Source organism: Ruegeria sp. YKSE079 (assembly GCF_059612845.1).
Window position 1 is genome coordinate 304,322 of record NZ_JBXWRJ010000001.1, and the last position, 20,408, is coordinate 324,729.

At 58.0% G+C, this 20,408-nt stretch carries 16 protein-coding genes; 14 read left to right on the forward strand and 2 right to left on the reverse strand.

All coding sequences use genetic code 11. The features are described 5' to 3' along the window. The first annotated feature begins 178 nt into the window (after positions 1–178). The 10 genes from ccoG (at position 179) to rplA (ending at position 8,079) form a co-directional block, all read left to right on the forward strand. Positions 179–1,606 (forward strand): cytochrome c oxidase accessory protein CcoG, encoded by a 1,428-nt coding sequence (ccoG, locus tag AC2FMY_RS01475; RefSeq protein ID WP_480750174.1) that lies wholly within the window; start codon positions 179–181, stop codon positions 1,604–1,606. Positions 1,607–1,608: 2 nt separating this feature from the next. Then, positions 1,609–2,067 carry a FixH family protein gene (locus AC2FMY_RS01480; RefSeq protein ID WP_496806882.1) on the forward strand — a complete coding sequence of 153 codons (459 nt, stop codon included), beginning with the start codon at positions 1,609–1,611 and terminating at the stop codon, positions 2,065–2,067. Between the two features lie 4 nt (positions 2,068–2,071). Next, the gene (locus AC2FMY_RS01485) at positions 2,072–4,249 is read left to right on the forward strand and encodes a heavy metal translocating P-type ATPase (protein WP_496806883.1); all 2,178 of its coding nucleotides are present in this window, start codon (positions 2,072–2,074) and stop codon (positions 4,247–4,249) included. Positions 4,250–4,253: 4 nt separating this feature from the next. Then, entirely contained in the window at positions 4,254–4,412 is a 159-nt protein-coding gene (gene ccoS / locus AC2FMY_RS01490) for a cbb3-type cytochrome oxidase assembly protein CcoS (protein WP_480750177.1), read from the forward strand. A 44-nt stretch (positions 4,413–4,456) separates the two neighbouring features. Further along, a complete protein-coding gene (locus tag AC2FMY_RS01495; protein WP_496806884.1) occupies positions 4,457–4,861 on the forward strand; it encodes a (R)-mandelonitrile lyase in 405 nt (134 codons plus the stop codon). Between the two features lie 86 nt (positions 4,862–4,947). Next, positions 4,948–5,145 (forward strand): preprotein translocase subunit SecE, encoded by a 198-nt coding sequence (gene secE / locus AC2FMY_RS01500; protein WP_480750179.1) that lies wholly within the window; start codon positions 4,948–4,950, stop codon positions 5,143–5,145. A gap of 214 nt (positions 5,146–5,359) precedes the next feature. Next, on the forward strand, positions 5,360–5,893 hold the full coding sequence (gene nusG / locus AC2FMY_RS01505; protein ID WP_496747179.1) for a transcription termination/antitermination protein NusG: 534 nt from the start codon (positions 5,360–5,362) through the stop codon (positions 5,891–5,893). A 141-nt stretch (positions 5,894–6,034) separates the two neighbouring features. Then, on the forward strand, positions 6,035–6,736 hold the full coding sequence (locus AC2FMY_RS01510) for a hypothetical protein (protein ID WP_496747181.1): 702 nt from the start codon (positions 6,035–6,037) through the stop codon (positions 6,734–6,736). 193 nt (positions 6,737–6,929) lie between these two features. Beyond that, positions 6,930–7,379 carry a 50S ribosomal protein L11 gene (gene rplK, locus AC2FMY_RS01515; RefSeq protein WP_480750182.1) on the forward strand — a complete coding sequence of 150 codons (450 nt, stop codon included), beginning with the start codon at positions 6,930–6,932 and terminating at the stop codon, positions 7,377–7,379. Position 7,380: 1 nt separating this feature from the next. After that, on the forward strand, positions 7,381–8,079 hold the full coding sequence (gene rplA / locus AC2FMY_RS01520) for a 50S ribosomal protein L1 (RefSeq protein ID WP_480750183.1): 699 nt from the start codon (positions 7,381–7,383) through the stop codon (positions 8,077–8,079). Between the two features lie 72 nt (positions 8,080–8,151). On the opposite strand, the gene AC2FMY_RS01525 is transcribed toward rplA, so the two are convergent. Together AC2FMY_RS01525 and AC2FMY_RS01530 are read right to left on the reverse strand one after the other, a co-directional pair. Continuing rightward, positions 8,152–8,919, reverse strand: coding sequence for a class II glutamine amidotransferase (locus AC2FMY_RS01525; protein WP_480750184.1), 768 nt, complete (start codon positions 8,917–8,919; stop codon positions 8,152–8,154). Positions 8,920–9,192: 273 nt separating this feature from the next. Further along, the gene (locus AC2FMY_RS01530) at positions 9,193–10,047 is read right to left on the reverse strand and encodes a glycosyltransferase (RefSeq protein ID WP_496806885.1); all 855 of its coding nucleotides are present in this window, start codon (positions 10,045–10,047) and stop codon (positions 9,193–9,195) included. Positions 10,048–10,653: 606 nt separating this feature from the next. On the opposite strand from AC2FMY_RS01530, the gene rplJ reads away from it, so the two are divergent. From rplJ to rpoC, 4 genes are all read left to right on the forward strand, one after another. Next, a complete protein-coding gene (rplJ, locus tag AC2FMY_RS01535; RefSeq protein WP_480750186.1) occupies positions 10,654–11,172 on the forward strand; it encodes a 50S ribosomal protein L10 in 519 nt (172 codons plus the stop codon). Between the two features lie 82 nt (positions 11,173–11,254). Beyond that, a complete protein-coding gene (gene rplL / locus AC2FMY_RS01540; protein WP_480750187.1) occupies positions 11,255–11,632 on the forward strand; it encodes a 50S ribosomal protein L7/L12 in 378 nt (125 codons plus the stop codon). A 250-nt stretch (positions 11,633–11,882) separates the two neighbouring features. Continuing rightward, the gene (gene rpoB, locus AC2FMY_RS01545) at positions 11,883–16,016 is read left to right on the forward strand and encodes a DNA-directed RNA polymerase subunit beta (protein ID WP_480750188.1); all 4,134 of its coding nucleotides are present in this window, start codon (positions 11,883–11,885) and stop codon (positions 16,014–16,016) included. A gap of 49 nt (positions 16,017–16,065) precedes the next feature. Beyond that, positions 16,066–20,307: a DNA-directed RNA polymerase subunit beta' gene (gene rpoC, locus AC2FMY_RS01550; RefSeq protein ID WP_480750189.1), complete on the forward strand. Its 4,242-nt coding sequence runs from the start codon at positions 16,066–16,068 to the stop codon at positions 20,305–20,307. Positions 20,308–20,408: the final 101 nt, after the last annotated feature.

The following is a 20,408-nucleotide window of genomic DNA, read 5'->3' on the forward strand; positions in this document are numbered from 1 at the left end:
AACCGAAATGCTAGTTGAAGTCTGTCGATTGCTGAAACCGGCAATCGTGTTTTCTTTATGCATGTTTTGCCACGGGTTCAAAACCTAAATTGAAGATGCGCTTTTTGACCCATGTCAAAGTTGTACCAACTATGATCTGTGAGAACACGCGCAAGTGCCCCAGATCTGGAGTGAGTCCGTGAGCGATTCCGACCCCGCCCCCAGCCTTTACGCCGCAAGGGAGCCGATTTTTCCGCGCCGCGTATCAGGTCCGTTCCGAAACCTGAAATGGATCATCATGGCGGTGACCCTGGGTATCTATTACCTGACGCCATGGATCAGGTGGGACCGGGGGCCCAGCCTGCCGGATCAGGCGGTGCTTCTGGATATGGCCAACCGCCGGTTCTATTTCTTCTGGATCGAAATCTGGCCGCACGAGTTCTATTTTGTCGCTGGTCTGCTGATCATGGCCGGCCTCGGCCTATTTCTGTTTACATCCGCCCTGGGCCGGGTCTGGTGCGGTTATGCCTGCCCGCAGACGGTCTGGACCGATCTCTATATTCTCGTCGAGCGCTGGATCGAAGGCGACCGCAACGCCCGCCTTCGCTTGCACCGGCAGAAAAAGCTCGATTTCCGCAAGGCGCGTCTGCGCATTACCAAATGGATTGTCTGGCTGCTCATCGGTCTCGCTACCGGCGGCGCGTGGGTATTCTATTTTGCCGATGCCCCGACGCTGGCAAAGGATCTGGTCACGCTGAACGCTCATCCGATCGCCTACACCACCATGGCGGTGCTGACCTTTACAACCTTCTTGTTTGGCGGCTTCGCCCGCGAACAGATCTGCATCTACGCCTGCCCTTGGCCGCGCATTCAGGCGGCGATGATGGACGAAGACACGCTCGTCGTCGGTTACCGTGAATGGCGGGGCGAGCCGCGTGGCAAGGGCAAACGCGTCGAGGAGTCGGAGCTGGGCGATTGCATCGATTGCATGGCCTGCGTCAACGTGTGCCCGGTCGGCATCGACATCCGCGACGGGCAGCAACTGGAATGCATCACTTGCGCCCTGTGCATTGACGCCTGTGACGACATGATGGCCAAGATTGGCAAGCCGCGTGGATTGATCGACTATATGGCGCTCAGTGACGAAGGTCGCGAGCGTGCAGGGCACCCACCCAAAAACGTCTGGAAGCACATCTTGCGCCCGCGCACGATCCTCTACACCAGTCTGTGGTCGGCGGTCGGGTTCGCGTTGCTGTTCGCGCTCTTCATCCGATCCGATATCGACTTGACGGTGGCGCCAGTGCGCAACCCGACCTTCGTGACCTTGTCGGATGGATCGATCCGCAACACCTATGACGTCCGGCTGCGCAACAAGCATGGCGAAGACCGGCTGTTCAAGTTGTCGCTGACGGGTGATCCGACCATGCGCATACAGATTGAAGGCACTGATTACGATGTTGTCAACGTTCCGGCTGACACGGCACAGCTCACTCGTGTATATATCATGGCCTCCAAGGATGCTGCGCCGTCCGCGGCTCAGGCAACTCCGGTCCGGATCTGGGTCGAGGATCTGACCAGTGGCGAGCGCGCCTACAAAGACACCACGTTCAACGGACGAGGGAACTGACCATGGCGGAACGCCAGTTTACCGGAAAACATGCGCTGGCTGTATTTGTCGGGGCGTTTGGTGTGATCATCGCGGTGAATCTGATTCTGGCCTATAGTGCGGTGAAGACCTTTCCGGGGCTTGAGGTAAAGAATTCTTATGTCGCCAGCCAGGAATTCAACACCCGCCGCGACGCGCAGGAATCTTTGGGTTGGACCGTGCGTGCCGATGCGGCGGGCGGGTTGATCTTTCTTTCGATCATTGATGCATCCGGCACCCCAGTTGAGGTGCAAAAGCTTGACGCGGTTGTGGGGCGGGCAACCCATGTGAACGAAGATAGCCGGCCCGAATTTCGCTTTGACGGCAGTGCCTATGTGGCCAAGGCCGAATTGGGAAAAGGCAACTGGAACATTCGTATGGTCGCCACAGCTGCGGATGGCACGGAATTCACCCAAAGGGTGCTTCTGCACGTAAAAGGATGATGTGATGTCTGCCCAGATGCGCCCAGGCACAGCGGCTTGCCCCGGATGCCTCGCGGCTCCGGCTGAACCGGCGCGCGCCATCCTCGAGGATGTTCAGATTGCTCTGTCGCTGCCGGGCATCCACTGCTCGGGATGCATTGCCACAGTCGAACGCGAGTTGAACGCCTATCCCGGCGTCGCCGATGCTCGGGTCAATCTGACGCTCAAGCGGGCGATGATCCAGGCTTCGGCGAATGTGCGCGCTGCCGATCTTATCCCAGCGCTGGAGCGCGCAGGCTACGAAGCGCATGAGCTGGATACCGGCGCGCTGGCGGCAACGCAGACCGACAAGGCGGGCCGTAACCTTCTGATGCGACTTGCGGTGGCGGGGTTCGCCTCGATGAACGTGATGTTGCTTTCGGTATCGGTTTGGTCCGGGGCATCGGACGCCACACGTGACATGTTTCACTGGATTTCGGCGGCCATTGCGCTGCCAGCGATTGCGTTTTCAGGACAGCCGTTCTTTGCGAATGCGTGGAGTGCGCTTCGCGTTCGTCGCCTGAACATGGACGTACCGATCGTTCTGGCCATTGTTTTGGCGCTGGTCACTTCGCTTTGGGAAACCTCGCTGAGTGGCGAGCATGCCTATTTCGATGCCGCCCTGACTCTGACCTTCTTTCTGCTGGCAGGACGTTATCTCGATTATCGAACCCGGGCCGTGGCGCGGTCTGCTGCCGAAGAACTGGCGGCACTGGAAGTTCCGCGTGCCATACGTGTGGCCAACGACATCGAGGAAGAAGTTGCCGTCTCCACGCTTGCGGTCGGCGATCTGGTGCTCGTGCGCCCGGGTGGCCGGATGCCAGTGGATGGCGAGGTCGTATCCGGTCGCTCCGAATTGGACCGTTCGCTGCTGACTGGCGAAACGCTCCCCGTCTTTGCCGAACCGGGCTTGATCGTGAGTGCGGGCGAGGTGAATCTGACCGGCCCCCTGACCATCCGCGCCACAGCGGTGGGGCAGGAAACCTCGCTGCATCGCATGGCGGATCTGGTGGCTATCGCCGAGTCAGGCCGGTCACGCTATACCTCGCTGGCCGACAGTGCAGCCAAACTTTATGCACCAGGCGTTCATATCCTATCAGCGCTCAGCTTTCTCGGCTGGTATCTGTATTCAGGTGATGTTCGCACGGCGTTGAACATCGCCGCCGCCGTTCTCATCATCACCTGCCCCTGCGCTTTGGGTCTGGCGGTTCCGGCCGTGACCACCGCCGCCTCCGGGCGGTTGTTCCGTCGGGGCTTGCTGATCAAACACGCAACCGCACTGGAGCGTCTGGCCGAGGTGGACACGGTCGTCTTTGACAAAACGGGCACTCTGACCGCCGGAACGCCGGAACTGACCAATCTGGGCGATCACACGCGGACCGATCTGGAAATCGCACTGGCGCTGGCCGAGGCATCGTCTCACCCGTTGTCGGTTTCACTAGCCAAGACTGCTCGCGCTACCGGGATAAAGCCAGCGGGCATTGCCAATCTGATTGAGGTTCCCGGTTATGGAGCCAAAGGTCAGTTTCGCGGTCAGACCGTACGCCTGGGCCGTGCGGCATGGGTAGGTGCAGAACAGGGCAATCAAACAGCCGCATGGTTGGCAGTTGGGGACCGCGCGCCGGTGGCATTCGTTTACACGGACGCGCTGCGTCCCGGCGCGGTACAAGCCGTGGCCGCTCTTCGCAATGCCGGCAAGCAGGTGGCATTGATTTCCGGCGATACCCAAGGCGCCGTTGCGGAGCTGGCAGAGCGGCTTGGCATTCAAGATTGGGTGGCCGAGGCCTTGCCCGAAGACAAGGTCAAGCGGGTGCAGCAGCTGACGGAGGAGGGCCGCAAGGTCTTGATGGTGGGGGACGGCCTCAACGACACAGCGGCGCTTGCGGCGGCACATGTATCGATCTCGCCAGCGTCGGCTCTGGATGCGGCGCGCGTTGCCTCGGATATCGTTTTGCTTGGCACCGAGTTGTCGCCGATTGCTGAGGCTTGTGAGACCGCGACCAAGGCAACCAAACGAATCCGTGAGAACTTTCAGATTGCCACGGTCTATAACGTCATCGCGGTGCCCCTGGCGGTGGCTGGATTGGCGACACCGCTGATCGCCGCCTTGGCGATGTCGACCTCGTCGATTACCGTATCACTGAACGCTTTGCGGCTGAGGTGACCCGATGGAAGTACTGGCTTATCTGATTCCGATCTCTCTCTTGCTGGGGGGTGTTGGTCTTGCCGCGTTCATCTACACGGTTCGTACCAACCAGTATGACGACCCCGAAGGGGACGCCCGGCGAATCCTCGACAATCAATGGGACGACAAGCCCAAACCTTGACATGTGTCGAGTCGGGGCACGAGCAGAGGGTCAGGAGGTGCGCTATGGAAGTATTCAGGTCGGACAGCCGAGAGGGGCGAAAAGCGCCGCGGGACTGGTTTACCGGAACGGTTTGGCTAGAGCCGGTGATTGAAGCGCCCGAGCCGGCGCGCGTTCGGGCATTCCGGGTTTCCTTTGACGCTGGCGCGCGTACAGCATGGCATACCCACCCGTTGGGCCAGACGTTGTATGTTCTGTCAGGTGTCGGGCTGGTTGGGCGCCGTGGCGAAGCGCCCCGGACAATTCGACCCGGAGATACAGTCTGGATTCCGCCGGGCGAAGAACACTGGCATGGTGCAGCGCCGGATACGGAAATGGTCCACCTCGCCATTCAGGAGGCTTTGGATGACCACATCACCGATTGGCTGGAACAGGTCGATGACGCGGATTACCTGCAACCGCCGGCCTGATATGCGCCGCGTGTCCGCCCGCCCTTGAAATTACCGCATTGCCCGGCTATGTCCGGCCCATTCGCAAGCAGAGAGACACAAGCCAAATGGCCACCATGAATCCGATCCAGTTCATCCAGCAGGTCCGCGCCGAAGTCGCAAAGGTCGTATGGCCGACGCGCCGCGAGGTGCTGCTGACCACGGTCATGGTGTTCATCATGGCGACACTGACCGCCATTTTCTTTGCGCTGGTGGATCTGGGCATCCGTGGCGGGCTGCAGCTGATTCTGGGTATGTTCAACTAGGCAAGCCCTCGGGAACGCCCGGTTAAATCCCGGACGCCCCTTGCACAACGCGCCATGTCGGAGTAGGTGACGCGAAACCCTTTGGGACGGGCGTGCGGCGATTCGAGTTGCGCGCCGCTTTTTGTTCCGGGTTGTGCGGTGAAACCGCTGAGAAATTTCAATGACGGGCGCGCTCCGGACAGTGTGCCAAAGGCAGAACAAGGACGACAGGTTCATGGCGAAACGGTGGTACTCGGTCAGCGTTCTTTCGAATTTCGAGAAAAAGATCGCAGAACAGATCCGCACGTCCGTGGCCGAGCAGGGTCTTGAGGACGATATCGACGAAGTTCTGGTGCCCACCGAAGAGGTGATCGAAGTGCGCCGGGGCAAGAAGGTCACGACAGAGCGCCGCTTCATGCCCGGCTACGTGCTGGTGCACATGGAAATGTCCGACCAGGGCTATCACCTGATCAACTCGATCAACCGGGTCACCGGTTTCCTTGGCCCGCAAGGCCGCCCGATGCCGATGCGCGACGCCGAAGTGAACCAGATCCTCAACCGCGTTCAGGAAGGCGAAGAAGCGCCCAAGCTGATGATCTCGTTCGAGATTGGCGAAAAGGTCAAGGTCAACGATGGTCCGTTCGAGGATTTCGACGGCATGGTCGAAGGCGTGGACGACGAGAACCAGAAACTCAAGGTCTCGGTTTCGATCTTTGGCCGCGAAACGCCGGTTGAACTGGACTTTACGCAGGTTACGAAGCAGGGGTGAGAAGCTTCTGAGAGAGATTTTGACGCCGTGATGCCTTGGGCATTGCGGCGTTTTTTGTTTGTCCGCCCGTCTGAAGAAGCGGCTGTTGACAAAGCCAAAGCCTTATAGACTTTAACTACCCAAACACCGGAAGATATACTCTTGTTTAGATTCCATACTGCGGTCACTTTCATTCTATTAAATTGTATCGGCTTCGCGTTTGCAGTGACTATTGGGGGGCTTCTTTTTGCACCTGCTGCGGCTGACACACATCAATCAGCAGCTTTGTTTGAAGAGGCGCTGCGAGCGAACGCAAATCTTCAGAACGATCGCCTGCAAGAAATTGTGTCCAACGTGCCTGAGGTGCTGCTTGAGCGTAACGAAAGCGGTGTGTCCTTAATCGAGTTTGCTTTCTTCTATTTAAATGAGGATTTGGTGAGTCAAACCAATTTTGAGTTCCTTGAATTTCTGATCAGTAACGATTTCTTTGATCAGAAAGTGGATAAGGCACCGCACGTCTCGTTCGCCGTTCAAGCGTTGAGAGGGGCTGATGACCAGATCGGCAGAACAGACCTCTCGGATGATATGATTGTCCATGACACTCGCGCACCGTTCATTGTCTTACTATCAAATGCTGTCAGTGACCGTATCTCGCAGAACCCGTTAAGTAGTGAAGAAAGTTTGGACATCGTTCTAGAGGTTTGCAAAGCAATGGCCTTTGAGGCAGGGTACGAAGAGCTTTTCGGCGCTCAGCTTGTTCACGCCGTTTCAGATACGCTAACACCCCAGCAGAAAAGCTTTGTTGGCGTTTACTCACAGACAGGAACACTGGACGGTCTCTGCGTAGAGAAATTCTTGCGCTGAGGCTGCGGGCATATTCAATCACTAAAGGGGTGAGCGATCCCCTTGCCAACCCCGCCATTCCACTGTAAACGACGCCTCTATCGTCTTCGGGCGAGATTCTCTCGTGGGAGATGGACGGATCGCGATCCTGAAATCGGACCACGCAACATTCTCCGGGCTGGACGCGTCCCGCCCACGTTGAAAGGAAAACCACATGGCTAAGAAGCTTGTTGGTTCGATGAAGCTGCAGGTTCCTGCAGGTCAGGCAAACCCCTCTCCGCCGGTCGGCCCCGCACTGGGTCAGCGCGGCATCAACATCATGGAATTCTGCAAGGCGTTCAACGCCAAGACCGCAGACATGGAGCCCGGCGCGCCGTGCCCGACCGTGATCACCTACTATCAGGACAAGTCCTTCACCATGGACATCAAGACGCCGCCCGCGTCTTATTACCTGAAAAAAGCCGCTGGTCTGAAGCCGGTTGGCAAACGCAACCGCCCACGCGGTGCGGAAAATCCTGGCCGTGAAACAATCGCAACCGTGACCTCGAAGCAGGTCCGTGAAATTGCGGAAGCCAAGATGAAAGATCTCAACGCCAACGACATCGAAGGCGCAATGCAGATCATCCTGGGCTCGGCCCGCTCCATGGGCATCGAGGTGAAGTAAGATGGCTAAACTCGGAAAACGGACCCGCGCCGCACGCGAAGCTTTTGCCGGCAAGGAAAACCTGTCGGTCGAAGAAGCAGTTTCCCTGATCAAGGCAAACGCCTCGGCCAAATTCGATGAAACCGTCGAGATCGCCATGAATCTGGGCGTCGACACCCGCCACGCCGACCAGATGGTCCGCGGCGTCGTCGGCCTGCCGAACGGAACTGGCAAAACCATGCGCGTTGCAGTGTTTGCTCGCGGCCCCAAGGCGGACGAAGCCAAGGCAGCCGGTGCTGACATTGTTGGCGCAGAAGACCTGATGGAAACCATTCAGGGCGGCAAGATCGAGTTCGACCGCTGCATCGCGACCCCGGACATGATGCCCGTCGTAGGCCGTCTGGGTAAGATCCTTGGCCCCCGCAACCTGATGCCGAACCCCAAGGTTGGCACCGTGACCATGGACGTGAAAGCCGCCGTGGAAGCAGCCAAAGGCGGTGAAGTCCAGTTCAAGGCGGAAAAAGGCGGTGTTGTGCACGCCGGTGTTGGCAAAGCGTCGTTTGACGAAACCAAGCTGGTCGAAAACGTCCGTGCCTTTGTGTCGGCCGTGGCCAAGGCAAAGCCGTCGGGCGCCAAGGGCACCTACATGAAGAAAATCGCGCTGAGCTCGACCATGGGTCCCGGCGTGACCGTGGATGTGGCGCAGGCTTCGAGCGAATAAGCACGAGCATTCAGCGGTAAAACCAAGCGGGCGGCCCCAAACAGGCCGCCCGTTCTGCATTTCCAGGATGTATCAAAGGCCAAGCTCGCGGATGCTTGCTTCGCCCTTTACCAACGAAAAGAAGCTTCGATCGGCGACAGGTTCCCAGGAACCGACCGACCTGTCCAGCGGCTCCGACGCGACGACTTTTCCGCCGTTGTCCAGCCCTTCCCCGAAATAAAGCGACGGGCTGCGCCGGTCACTGGAATAGCGGAAGGAATAAAGAGCCGAGCCATCGGAAAAGGCAGTCGCCATCCTGTTGGGCTGTTCGGTTTCTCCCTGAACTTCTTCAATCTGCCTGATTGTCGTGACGACAGCTTGAAAGGGGCATTCGTCTAACCCATTCGCCAGCAGCAACAGAAACAACAATTCAGAATCCGTGCTGCCGCGGCGGGCATGATAGCACTCGTCCGGCAGGAAGGCTTCAAGTTCCCGCCGTATACGCCCGAAATCGCCGATCTGACCGTTATGCATGAACGACCATTTGCCATAGGTGAAAGGATGGCAGTTGCTACGTGACGTCTCACCAAAGGTCGAGGCCCGAACGTGCGCCAGGAACAGGTGCGACTTAATCATGCGGCACAGGTCCAGAAGATTGCCATCCGACCACGCGGGCAGGACGTCACGGTACAGCCCTGGGTGCTCCTGCTCTGCATACCAGGCCATGCCAAATCCGTCACCATTCACCGCCAGCTTGGCCTCGGCGGCATGCTGGCTTTGTTCCAGCAGCGAATGTTTGGGCAAGATGATAATGTTTTCAAGCGGGATGCTTACGCCGCAATACGCTGCGAATCTGCACATATTTTCATTCTTTCCAGAATTCGAGAAGACCACATTCAATAGTGCCCAATGCCAGGAACAACAAAAGGATTTTCGAACTTAACGGCGATCTGCAGCAACCGGGTATTATGAACCGTAGTCAAAAGCCGCTTCTGAAAGGCCAATCAGATTGCCTCGATTTTCCCTCGACCATCCTTTTTCAATACGCCGGATACAAAAGACCCATCACAGCATATAACACACAAGCAGAACCCAGCCCGGTAAATAGTTTCTAACTCTCAGTGCTCGAGGGGTTCAGTCTTCTGTGGAAACGCTAGCACTTGGTGCGTCAGCCACGATTTGTTTCAGCTTTTCAGGCGTGAAAGTTGGAAATTCGCGCCGGATCAAGCGCTCGACGCGGTTTCTCGCGCGCTCAGTCTCAAAGTTTGGATCGGTGGAAATTGCCTTGCGCAGTTTCCGTCCTTGTCGGGCGCGAGTGTCCGAGCTGTTGTGGGCCACATGTATGTATGCATGTGGGCGAGGATCCATGATCGACGGGTTGAGTTCGTAGTACCCTCTATGCCGCCCTTGATACGGGTTGCGTATCTGCCCGGGTGCATTCACCAGTGCCCAGGCGATTGCGATATAGGGTTCAAATTTCCGCAGAAGAAAAGAGTCCGTTCCGTCATGGGCTAGGTAAAATCCGCGCGGCATCGATATCAGGGTGTTGGGAACCGCATGTTCGCCCAGCCGTTTCAGGCGCGATATCGTGTATGCGGAAATCGCATCGTCGTCGTCCATCCTAAAATGAACAGTCTTTTGTTCAATGCCAGAGGTCAGTTCTTCTACTTTTGGGTTAAGAGCGTCTGTAATGTGGTCTGCGTCACTATAAATTATTTCGATTTGTGGAATATCAGCGCAGGCTTGTTCTAGGCTCGCTTTATAGACGTCCGGCATGATTGTAGAGGCGGCCACAATGACCTTGAAGTCAGGGTCGGTTTGAAAGCGGAGAGATGGCAGAGTGATGTTTTCCAGAAAGTACAGGCGTTCGGCCATGCGCTCAGGGTTGTAGAGGGCGTCCAAACGCTCTGCTTCCTCTAGTTCCGCCCGACCGATTTTGGTGTCGTTTCTGCCAAAATAGGAAAATCGAATGTAGCCAAAAACCTTCATGAAGTGCTCATTTGTATGGGGATCTTTGTGTTTGGGGGGATTTTTCAACGCAGATTGTCGCTAAACCTATGGGTCCCTTTTGAGGGTCTGGAATCGTGTGTGACTTCTGGTGGACCCCCGCGCCGGTTCGATGGAGTCGATTGACTGATCTAAGTCAAAAGCGTTTTGTTAGAAAGATCCATCAATTTATCTGGTTTTGGTTGGCGTGCTTGTTGTCAATTTCGCAACACCAAACGCCGTGCGACCTCCGACGCCGGAAAATCTGATGTTGTACCATCCTGACGGCGCGGAACACACTTTCTGGCAAAAGGGTTTTTGCGGCGAGATCCTGATTTACCCCTTGGAAACCCAGGCTGTCTGGCCTAAAGAGGGCTGCGGAGTAAAGCGTGCGATTCGTCGTGCGCTTTATTTTGTTTCGTCCAAGACGGTGGGTGGGTCCATATGGCCCCTTAATTTCCTGCCTGAGACGGGAAAGACCAAAGAATTCGAGGGTCCCACCCTCGGGCGATTTTTGGCTCAACCCCGTACAACGGACCTGAACGCCGGGGCTCAGGCCTCGGCAAATATGAGCCGGGATGACCCATCATCCCTAATTTGGAGAGAACTGTGGATAGAGCCCAGAAAGAGAAAGTGGTCGAGGAACTCGGCCAGATCTTCGAAAGCTCTGGCGTCGTGGTGGTTGCTCACTACGCCGGTCTGACAGTTGCCGAGATGCAGGATCTGCGTTCGCGTGCGCGCGAAGCAGGCGGGTCCGTGCGTGTTGCCAAGAACAGGCTCGCCAAAATCGCCCTCGAGGGTAAGCCGTGTGCAAGCATGGCCGACCTGCTGACGGGTATGACCGTTCTGACCTATTCCGAAGACCCCGTGGCAGCAGCCAAGGTGGCCGAGGACTTCGCCAAGGATAACAAGAAATTTGAGATCCTCGGCGGCGCAATGGGCGAGAACGCTCTGGACCGGGCCGGCGTCGAAGCCGTGTCGAAAATGCCGTCGCGCGAAGAGCTTATTGCTCAGATCGTGTCGTGCATCGGCGCACCTGCTTCGAACATCGCTGGCGCGATTGGCGCACCTGCAAGCAATATCGCAAGCATCCTTTCCACCATCGAAGAGAAGGCGGAAGCTGCGTAAGCGGTTGGCACTGAATGATCTGCGTGGGGTTGTGAATGCCCCGACGTTGGAACACACACTGTAAACGGAAAGAGCTGATACAATGGCTGATCTGAAGAAACTGGCAGAAGAGATCGTTGGTCTGACCCTGCTGGAAGCACAAGAACTGAAAACCATCCTCAAGGACGAGTACGGCATCGAGCCCGCAGCTGGCGGCGCCGTCATGGTCGCAGCAGCTGGTGGCGACGCCGGTGGCGCAGCCGAGGAAGAAAAGACCGAATTCGACGTCGTTCTCAAGAACGCTGGCGCTTCGAAAATCAACGTCATCAAAGAAGTTCGTGGCATCACTGGCCTGGGCCTGAAAGAAGCCAAGGAACTGGTCGAAGCCGGCGGCAAGATCAAAGAAGGCGTTTCGAAAGAAGAAGCCGAAGAAGTCAAGGGCAAGCTGGAAGCAGCTGGCGCCGAAGTCGAGCTGGCCTAAGCCAACCGACAGGTGCATCGCTGATGTGCCGCAGGATTTGGCTGGACCCGGAGAAATCCGGGTCCAGCCGAACCTGTCTTAGAAAGGGCCTCTGACAGGGGGGCGTTTTCTAAGACACGGTTTTCGGATCGGGAGGCCGCCTTCGGGACGGTGGCCATGAATTGATCCGGACGTGTCGTCTCGAATGTGCAAGATGCCGGGGCCCGACGGTGTCTTTGCCCGCTGAGAACATCGAAAGGTGACATCTGACATGGCTCAATCGTTCCTTGGCCAGAAACGTCTTCGTAAATATTACGGCAAAATCCGCGAAGTTTTGGAAATGCCGAACCTCATTGAGGTACAGAAATCTTCTTATGATCTTTTCCTGCGTTCCGGTGATGCCGAACAGCCAGCCGACGGCGAAGGTATCAAAGGCGTGTTCCAGTCGGTTTTCCCGATCAAGGATTTCAACGAAACTTCCGTTCTGGAGTTCGTGAAGTACGATCTGGAAAAACCGAAATATGACGTCGAAGAGTGCATGCAGCGCGACATGACCTACAGCGCGCCGCTCAAGGTTACTCTGCGTCTGATCGTCTTTGATGTCGATGAGGACACCGGCGCCAAGTCGGTCAAGGACATCAAGGAGCAGGACGTCTTCATGGGCGACATGCCCCTGATGACTCCGAATGGCACCTTTATCGTCAACGGCACTGAACGTGTGATCGTGTCCCAGATGCACCGCTCGCCGGGCGTGTTCTTTGACCATGACAAGGGCAAGACCCATTCCTCGGGCAAGCTGCTGTTTGCCTGCCGCATCATCCCGTATCGCGGCTCGTGGCTGGACTTCGAGTTCGACGCCAAGGACATCGTTTTTGCCCGCATCGACCGTCGCCGCAAGCTGCCGGTGACGACGCTGCTATATGCGCTGGGTCTGGATCAGGAAGGCATCATGGATGCCTATTACAATACCGTTTCCTACAAGCTGGCGAAGAAGAAGGGATGGGTCACCCCGTTCTTCCCCGAGCGCGTGCGCGGCACCCGTCCCACCTATGACCTGATCGACGCCGCCTCGGGCGAAGTGATTGCCGAAGCCGGTAAGAAGATCACCCCGCGCGCGGTCAAGAAATTGATCGAGGAAGGTGCCGTCACCGACCTGCTGGTTCCGTTCGATCATATCGTAGGCAAGTTTGTCGCCAAGGACATCATCAACGAAGAAACCGGTGCGATCTATGTCGAAGCCGGGGACGAGTTGACGCTGGAATATGACAAGGACGGTGAACTGATCGGCGGTTCCGCGAAAGAATTGATCGACGCGGGCATCACCGATATCCCGGTTCTGGATATCGACAACGTCAATGTCGGCCCCTACATGCGCAACACCATGGCGCAGGACAAGAACATGAACCGCGAAACCGCGCTCATGGATATCTACCGCGTCATGCGCCCGGGTGAGCCGCCCACCGTCGAAGCGGCGTCCGCCCTGTTCGATACGCTGTTCTTTGACAGCGAGCGCTATGACCTCAGCGCTGTTGGCCGGGTCAAGATGAACATGCGCCTTGCGCTGGACAAGCCGGACACTCAGCGCACGCTGGACCGCGAAGACATCGTGGCCTGCATCAAGGCACTGGTGGAACTGCGTGACGGCAAAGGCGATGTGGACGACATCGACCACCTCGGCAACCGCCGGGTGCGCTCGGTCGGCGAACTGATGGAGAATCAGTACCGAGTCGGCCTGCTGCGCATGGAGCGCGCGATCAAGGAACGCATGTCGTCGGTCGAGATCGACACCGTCATGCCGCAGGACCTGATCAACGCGAAACCGGCTGCTGCTGCCGTACGCGAGTTCTTTGGCTCGTCGCAGCTGTCGCAGTTCATGGACCAGACCAACCCGCTGTCCGAAGTCACCCACAAACGCCGCCTGTCGGCGCTTGGCCCCGGTGGTCTGACGCGCGAGCGCGCGGGCTTCGAGGTTCGCGACGTGCACCCGACCCACTATGGCCGGATGTGCCCGATTGAAACGCCGGAAGGCCCGAACATCGGTCTGATCAACTCGCTGGCCACCTTTGCCCGCGTGAACAAGTATGGCTTCATCGAAACGCCTTATCGCGTCGTCAGCGAAGGTCAGGTGACCGATGAGGTCCACTACATGTCCGCGACCGAGGAAATGCGTCACACTGTGGCGCAGGCCAACGCGACGTTGGACGAGAACGGCAAGTTCATCAACGAGATGGTCAACACCCGCCAGGCCGGCGACTATACGCTGGCGCCGGTGGAAAGCGTCGACCTGATCGACGTGAGCCCGAAACAGCTGGTTTCGGTTGCCGCCTCGCTGATCCCGTTCCTCGAAAACGACGACGCCAACCGCGCTCTGATGGGCTCGAACATGCAACGTCAGGCGGTTCCGCTGCTGCGGGCCGAGGCACCACTGGTCGGTACCGGTATCGAGGAAAAGGTTGCGATCGACTCGGGCGCTGCGATTCAGGCGAAACGCGCCGGTATCATCGACCAGGTCGATGCCCAGCGTATCGTTATTCGCGCCACCGAGGATCTGGAATTGGGCGATGCTGGCGTTGACATCTATCGTCTGCGCAAGTTCCAGCGTTCGAACCAGAACACCTGTATCAACCAGCGTCCGCTGATCAAGGTGGGTGACACCGTCCAGAAGGGCGAAGTCATTGCCGACGGTCCGTCGACCGACATGGGTGAACTTGCTCTGGGTAAGAACGTGGTCGTCGCGTTCATGCCGTGGAACGGTTACAACTACGAAGACTCGATCCTGATCTCGGAACGTATCGCACGTGATGACGTCTTTACCTCGGTCCATATCGAGGAATTCGAAGTTGCCGCCCGTGACACCAAACTGGGCCCGGAAGAAATCACCCGCGACATCCCGAACGTCGGTGAAGAAGCGCTGCGCAACCTCGACGAGGCGGGCATCGTTTACATCGGTGCGGATGTCGAACCAGGCGATATTCTGGTCGGCAAAATCACTCCGAAGGGCGAAAGCCCGATGACCCCGGAAGAAAAGCTGCTGCGCGCCATCTTTGGTGAAAAAGCATCCGACGTGCGCGACACCTCGCTGCGCGTTAAGCCGGGCGATTACGGTACGGTCGTCGAGGTTCGCGTCTTCAACCGTCACGGCGTCGAAAAAGACGAGCGTGCATTGCAGATCGAGCGTGAGGAAGTCGAACGTCTGGCCCGTGACCGGGACGATGAGCTGACGATCCTTGACCGCAACATCTATGCGCGTCTGCAAAGCTTGATCCTCGGCAAAACCGCTGTCAAAGGCCCGAAAGGTGTCAAGGCAGGATCGGTGATCACCGAGGATCTGCTGGACACTCTGACCCGTGGTCAATGGTGGCAGCTGGCGCTGGAAGACGAGCAGGACGCACAGATCGTTGAGGCTCTGAACGAGCAGTACGAAGTGCAGAAGCGCGCTCTGGATGCCCGTTTCGAGGATAAGGTCGAGAAAGTCCGCCGTGGCGACGACCTGCCGCCGGGTGTGATGAAGATGGTCAAAGTCTTCATCGCCGTGAAGCGCAAGCTGCAGCCGGGCGACAAGATGGCCGGTCGTCACGGGAACAAGGGTGTGATCTCCAAGGTTGTGCCGATGGAAGACATGCCGTTCCTGGCCGATGGGACCCCGGTCGACTTCTGTCTGAACCCGCTGGGTGTGCCTTCGCGTATGAACGTGGGTCAGATCCTCGAGACTCACATGGGTTGGGCCGCGCGCGGTCTGGGTCTGAACATCGATGAGGCACTGGGTGAATACCGCCGCTCCGGAGACCTGACCCCTGTACGCGAAGCGATGAAGCTGGCCTATGGCGAAGATGTCTACGAAGAAGGCATCACCGGCATGGACGAGGACACGCTGGTCGAGGCAGCGGGCAACGTGACCCGCGGTGTTCCGATCGCAACCCCGGTCTTTGACGGCGCCAAAGAGGCTGACGTCAACGATGCGCTGGTGCGTGCGGGCTTCTCGCAAAGCGGTCAGTCGATCTTGTTCGACGGTCGTACGGGTGAGCAATTTGCGCGTCCGGTGACCGTGGGCATCAAGTACCTGCTGAAACTGCACCACCTGGTGGACGACAAGATCCACGCGCGTTCGACCGGGCCGTACAGCCTGGTCACCCAGCAGCCGCTGGGCGGTAAGGCGCAGTTCGGTGGTCAGCGCTTTGGTGAGATGGAGGTCTGGGCTCTGGAAGCTTACGGCGCCGCCTACACCCTGCAGGAGATGCTCACCGTGAAATCGGATGACGTCGCCGGCCGGACCAAGGTCTATGAGTCGATCGTCAAGGGCGAGGATAACTTTGAAGCGGGCGTACCGGAATCGTTCAACGTTCTGGTGAAAGAAGTCCGTGGCCTCGGCCTGAATATGGAACTCCTGGATGCGGAGGAAGAGTAGGGGCGGCAGCGCCCCACACTCATCCCATCCCAATTTGTAAGGACGCAAAATGAACCAGGAAATCACCAACAACCCGTTCAATCCGCTGACGCCGCCGAAAGTGTTCGACGAGATCAAAGTCTCGCTGGCGTCGCCCGAGCGGATCCTGTCTTGGTCCTATGGCGAGATCAAGAAACCCGAAACCATCAACTATCGCACGTTCAAGCCCGAGCGTGACGGTCTGTTCTGCGCGCGCATCTTTGGCCCGATCAAAGATTACGAATGTCTGTGCGGCAAATATAAGCGGATGAAGTATCGCGGCGTTGTCTGCGAGAAATGCGGTGTGGAAGTCACCCTGCAGAAAGTCCGCCGCGAGCGCATGGGCCATATCGAACTGGCCGCGCCCGTCGCGCATATCTGGTTCCTGAAATCGCTGCCGTCCCGCATCGGTCTGATGCTGGACATGACGCTGCGCGATCTGGAACGGGTTCTCTACTTTGAAAACTACGTCGTCATCGAGCCCGGTCTGACCGACCTGACCTACGGCCAGATGCTGACCGAAGAAGAGTACATGGACGCACAGGATGCCTATGGCATGGACGCGTTCACCGCGAATATCGGTGCCGAAGCCATTCGCGAGATGCTGGCCCAGATCGATCTGGAAGCCGAAGCCGAGCAGCTGCGCGCCGATCTGGCCGAAGCAACCGGCGAACTGAAGCCCAAGAAGATCATCAAGCGTCTGAAGGTTGTTGAATCCTTCCTCGAGTCGGGAAACCGACCCGAGTGGATGGTAATGACTGTGATCCCGGTCATTCCGCCGGAACTGCGCCCGCTGGTTCCTCTGGATGGTGGCCGATTTGCGACCTCGGATCTGAACGATCTGTATCGCCGCGTGATCAACCGGAACAACCGTCTGAAACGTCTGATCGAACTGCGCGCGCCTGACATCATCGTCCGCAACGAAAAGCGGATGTTGCAGGAATCCGTTGACGCTCTGTTCGACAACGGTCGTCGTGGCCGCGTGATTACCGGCGCCAACAAGCGTCCGCTGAAATCGCTGTCGGACATGCTGAAAGGCAAGCAGGGTCGTTTCCGTCAGAACCTTCTGGGCAAGCGGGTCGACTTCTCGGGCCGTTCGGTCATCGTGACTGGTCCCGAACTCAAGCTGCACCAGTGTGGTCTGCCCAAGAAGATGGCGCTGGAGCTGTTCAAGCCGTTCATTTACAGCCGCCTTGAAGCCAAGGGTCTGTCTTCGACCGTGAAACAGGCGAAGAAACTTGTCGAGAAAGAGCGCCCCGAAGTGTGGGATATCCTCGACGAGGTGATCCGCGAACACCCTGTCATGCTGAACCGTGCGCCGACGCTGCACCGTCTTGGCATTCAGGCATTCGAACCGGTCCTGATCGAAGGTAAAGCGATCCAGCTGCACCCGCTGGTCTGTTCGGCTTTCAACGCCGACTTCGACGGTGACCAGATGGCCGTTCACGTGCCGCTGAGCCTTGAGGCACAGCTGGAAGCCCGTGTTCTGATGATGTCGACAAACAACGTTCTGTCGCCAGCAAACGGCGCGCCGATCATCGTTCCGTCGCAGGACATGATCCTGGGTCTCTACTATGTGACCCTGGAACGCGAAGGCATGCCGGGTGAAGGCAAGGTCTTTGGTTCGATCGACGAAGTTCAGCACGCGCTGGACGCGGGTGAAGTGCATCTGCACACCAAAATCACCGCGCGGATCACGCAGATCGACGACGAAGGCAACGAAGTTCAGAAGCGCTATGAAACCACTCCGGGCCGTCTGCGTCTGGGTGCGTTGCTGCCGATGAACAACAAGGCGCCGTTCGAACTGGTCAACCGTCTGCTGCGAAAGAAGGAAGTGCAGCAGGTGATCGACACCGTCTACCGTTACTGCGGGCAGAAAGAGTCGGTTATCTTCTGTGACCAGATCATGTCGATGGGTTTCAAGGAAGCGTTCAGGGCCGGCATCTCGTTCGGCAAGGACGACATGGTCATCCCGAACGACAAGTGGGGCATCGTTGATGACACCCGCGATCAGGTGAAGGATTTCGAACAACAGTACATGGACGGCCTGATCACTCAGGGCGAAAAGTACAACAAGGTTGTCGATGCCTGGTCGAAATGTAACGACCGCGTCACCGAGGCGATGATGAACACCATCTCGGCTTCCGCGCGTGACGAGAATGGTGCCGAGCAGGAACCGAACTCGGTCTACATGATGGCCCACTCCGGTGCGCGGGGCTCGGTGACTCAGATGAAACAGCTGGGTGGTATGCGTGGCTTGATGGCCAAGCCGAACGGCGACATCATCGAGACGCCGATCATCTCGAACTTCAAGGAAGGTCTGACCGTTCTTGAATACTTCAACTCGACCCACGGTGCCCGTAAGGGTCTGTCGGATACTGCTCTGAAGACGGCGAACTCGGGCTACCTGACCCGTCGTCTGGTGGACGTGGCGCAGGATTGCATCGTGCGTGAAATCGACTGCGGCACCGACCGCGCAATCACTGCCGAAGCAGCGGTTAACGACGGTGAAGTCGTTGCCTCTCTGGCCGAGCGTGTGCTGGGTCGTGTCTCTGCCGATGACGTTCTGCGTCCGGGAACGGATGAGGTTCTGGTCGCTGCAGGTCAGCTGATTGACGAGCGTATGGCTGACGCCATCGACGAGGCTGCCGTTGCTTCGATGCGGATACGCTCGCCGCTGACATGTGAGTCGGAAGAGGGCGTTTGCGCCACCTGCTACGGTCGTGACCTTGCGCGCGGTACCATGGTGAACACGGGCGAGGCTGTCGGTATCATCGCCGCACAGTCGATCGGTGAACCGGGTACACAGCTGACGATGCGGACGTTCCACATCGGTGGTGTTGCCCAAGGTGGTCAGCAGTCGTTCCAGGAAGCAAGCCAGGACGGCGTCATTGCCTTCGAAAACCCGCAGATCCTGGTCAATGCCGCAGGCGAAAGCCTGGTCATGGGCCGTAACATGAAGCTGGTGATCAACGACGAACACGGCGAAGAACGCGCCAACTTCAAGCTGGGCTACGGCTCCAAGCTTTTCGTCAAGGACGGCACCAAGGTCAAGCGCGGCGACAAGCTGTTCGAATGGGATCCCTACACCCTTCCGATCATCGCCGAGAAAGCCGGTACCGCGAAATATGTCGACCTGGTTTCGGGCCTTGCGGTTCGCGACGAGACCGATGACGCAACCGGCATGACCCAGAAGATCGTGATCGACTGGCGCGCGGCGCCACGCGGCAGCGACCTCAAGCCCGAAATCATTCTGGTGGGCGAAGATGGCGAACCGGTGCGCAACGATGCGGGCAACCCGGTTCACTATCCGATGTCGGTGGATGCGATCCTGTCTGTCGAGGACGGCCAGCAGATCGAAGCCGGTGACGTTGTCGCGCGTATTCCGCGCGAAGGCGCCAAGACCAAGGACATCACCGGTGGTCTGCCACGTGTTGCGGAACTGTTCGAAGCACGTCGTCCCAAGGATCACGCAATCATCGCCGAAGCCGACGGTTACGTGCGCTTTGGCCGCGACTACAAGAACAAGCGCCGCATCACCATCGAACCGGCCGACGAGTCGATGGAGCCGATCGAATACATGGTACCCAAGGGAAAACACATCCCGGTGCAGGAAGGCGACTTCGTGCAGAAGGGTGACTATATCATGGACGGCAACCCGGCCCCGCACGACATCCTTGCCATCATGGGCGTCGAAGCGCTGGCGGATTACATGATCGATGAGGTGCAGGACGTCTATCGCTTGCAAGGTGTTAAGATCAACGACAAGCACATCGAAGTGATCGTGCGCCAGATGCTGCAGAAGTGGGAGATCCTCGAATCCGGCGATACCACCCTGCTGAAGGGCGAGCATGTCGATAAGCAGGAATTCGATGCGGCCAACGAAAAGACCATCGCACGCGGCGGTCGCCCGGCCCAGGGTCAGCCGATCCTGCTTGGCATCACCAAGGCCTCGCTGCAGACGCGTTCGTTCATCTCGGCGGCGTCGTTCCAGGAAACCACCCGCGTTCTGACCGAAGCCTCGGTTCAGGGCAAGAAAGACAAGCTGGTGGGTCTCAAGGAAAACGTGATCGTCGGTCGCCTGATCCCGGCCGGTACGGGCGGCGCAACCCAGCGCGTCCGCCATATCGCGCAGACCCGCGACAACGTGGTGATCGAAGCCCGCCGGGAAGAGGCCGAAGCCGCCGCTGCCCTGGCCGCTCCGATCATGGAGGACGACATCATCGGGGACGAACTCGACACCCTGGTCGATACTCCGGAAAGCCGGGAATAAACTTTGGTTTATGTCGAAAACAAAACCCGCGCTCAGGCGCGGGTTTTTTTGTGCGCGAGCCAGAAAGCCGTGTTGGTCAGCCAAGAATCTGAAGTGGGTCC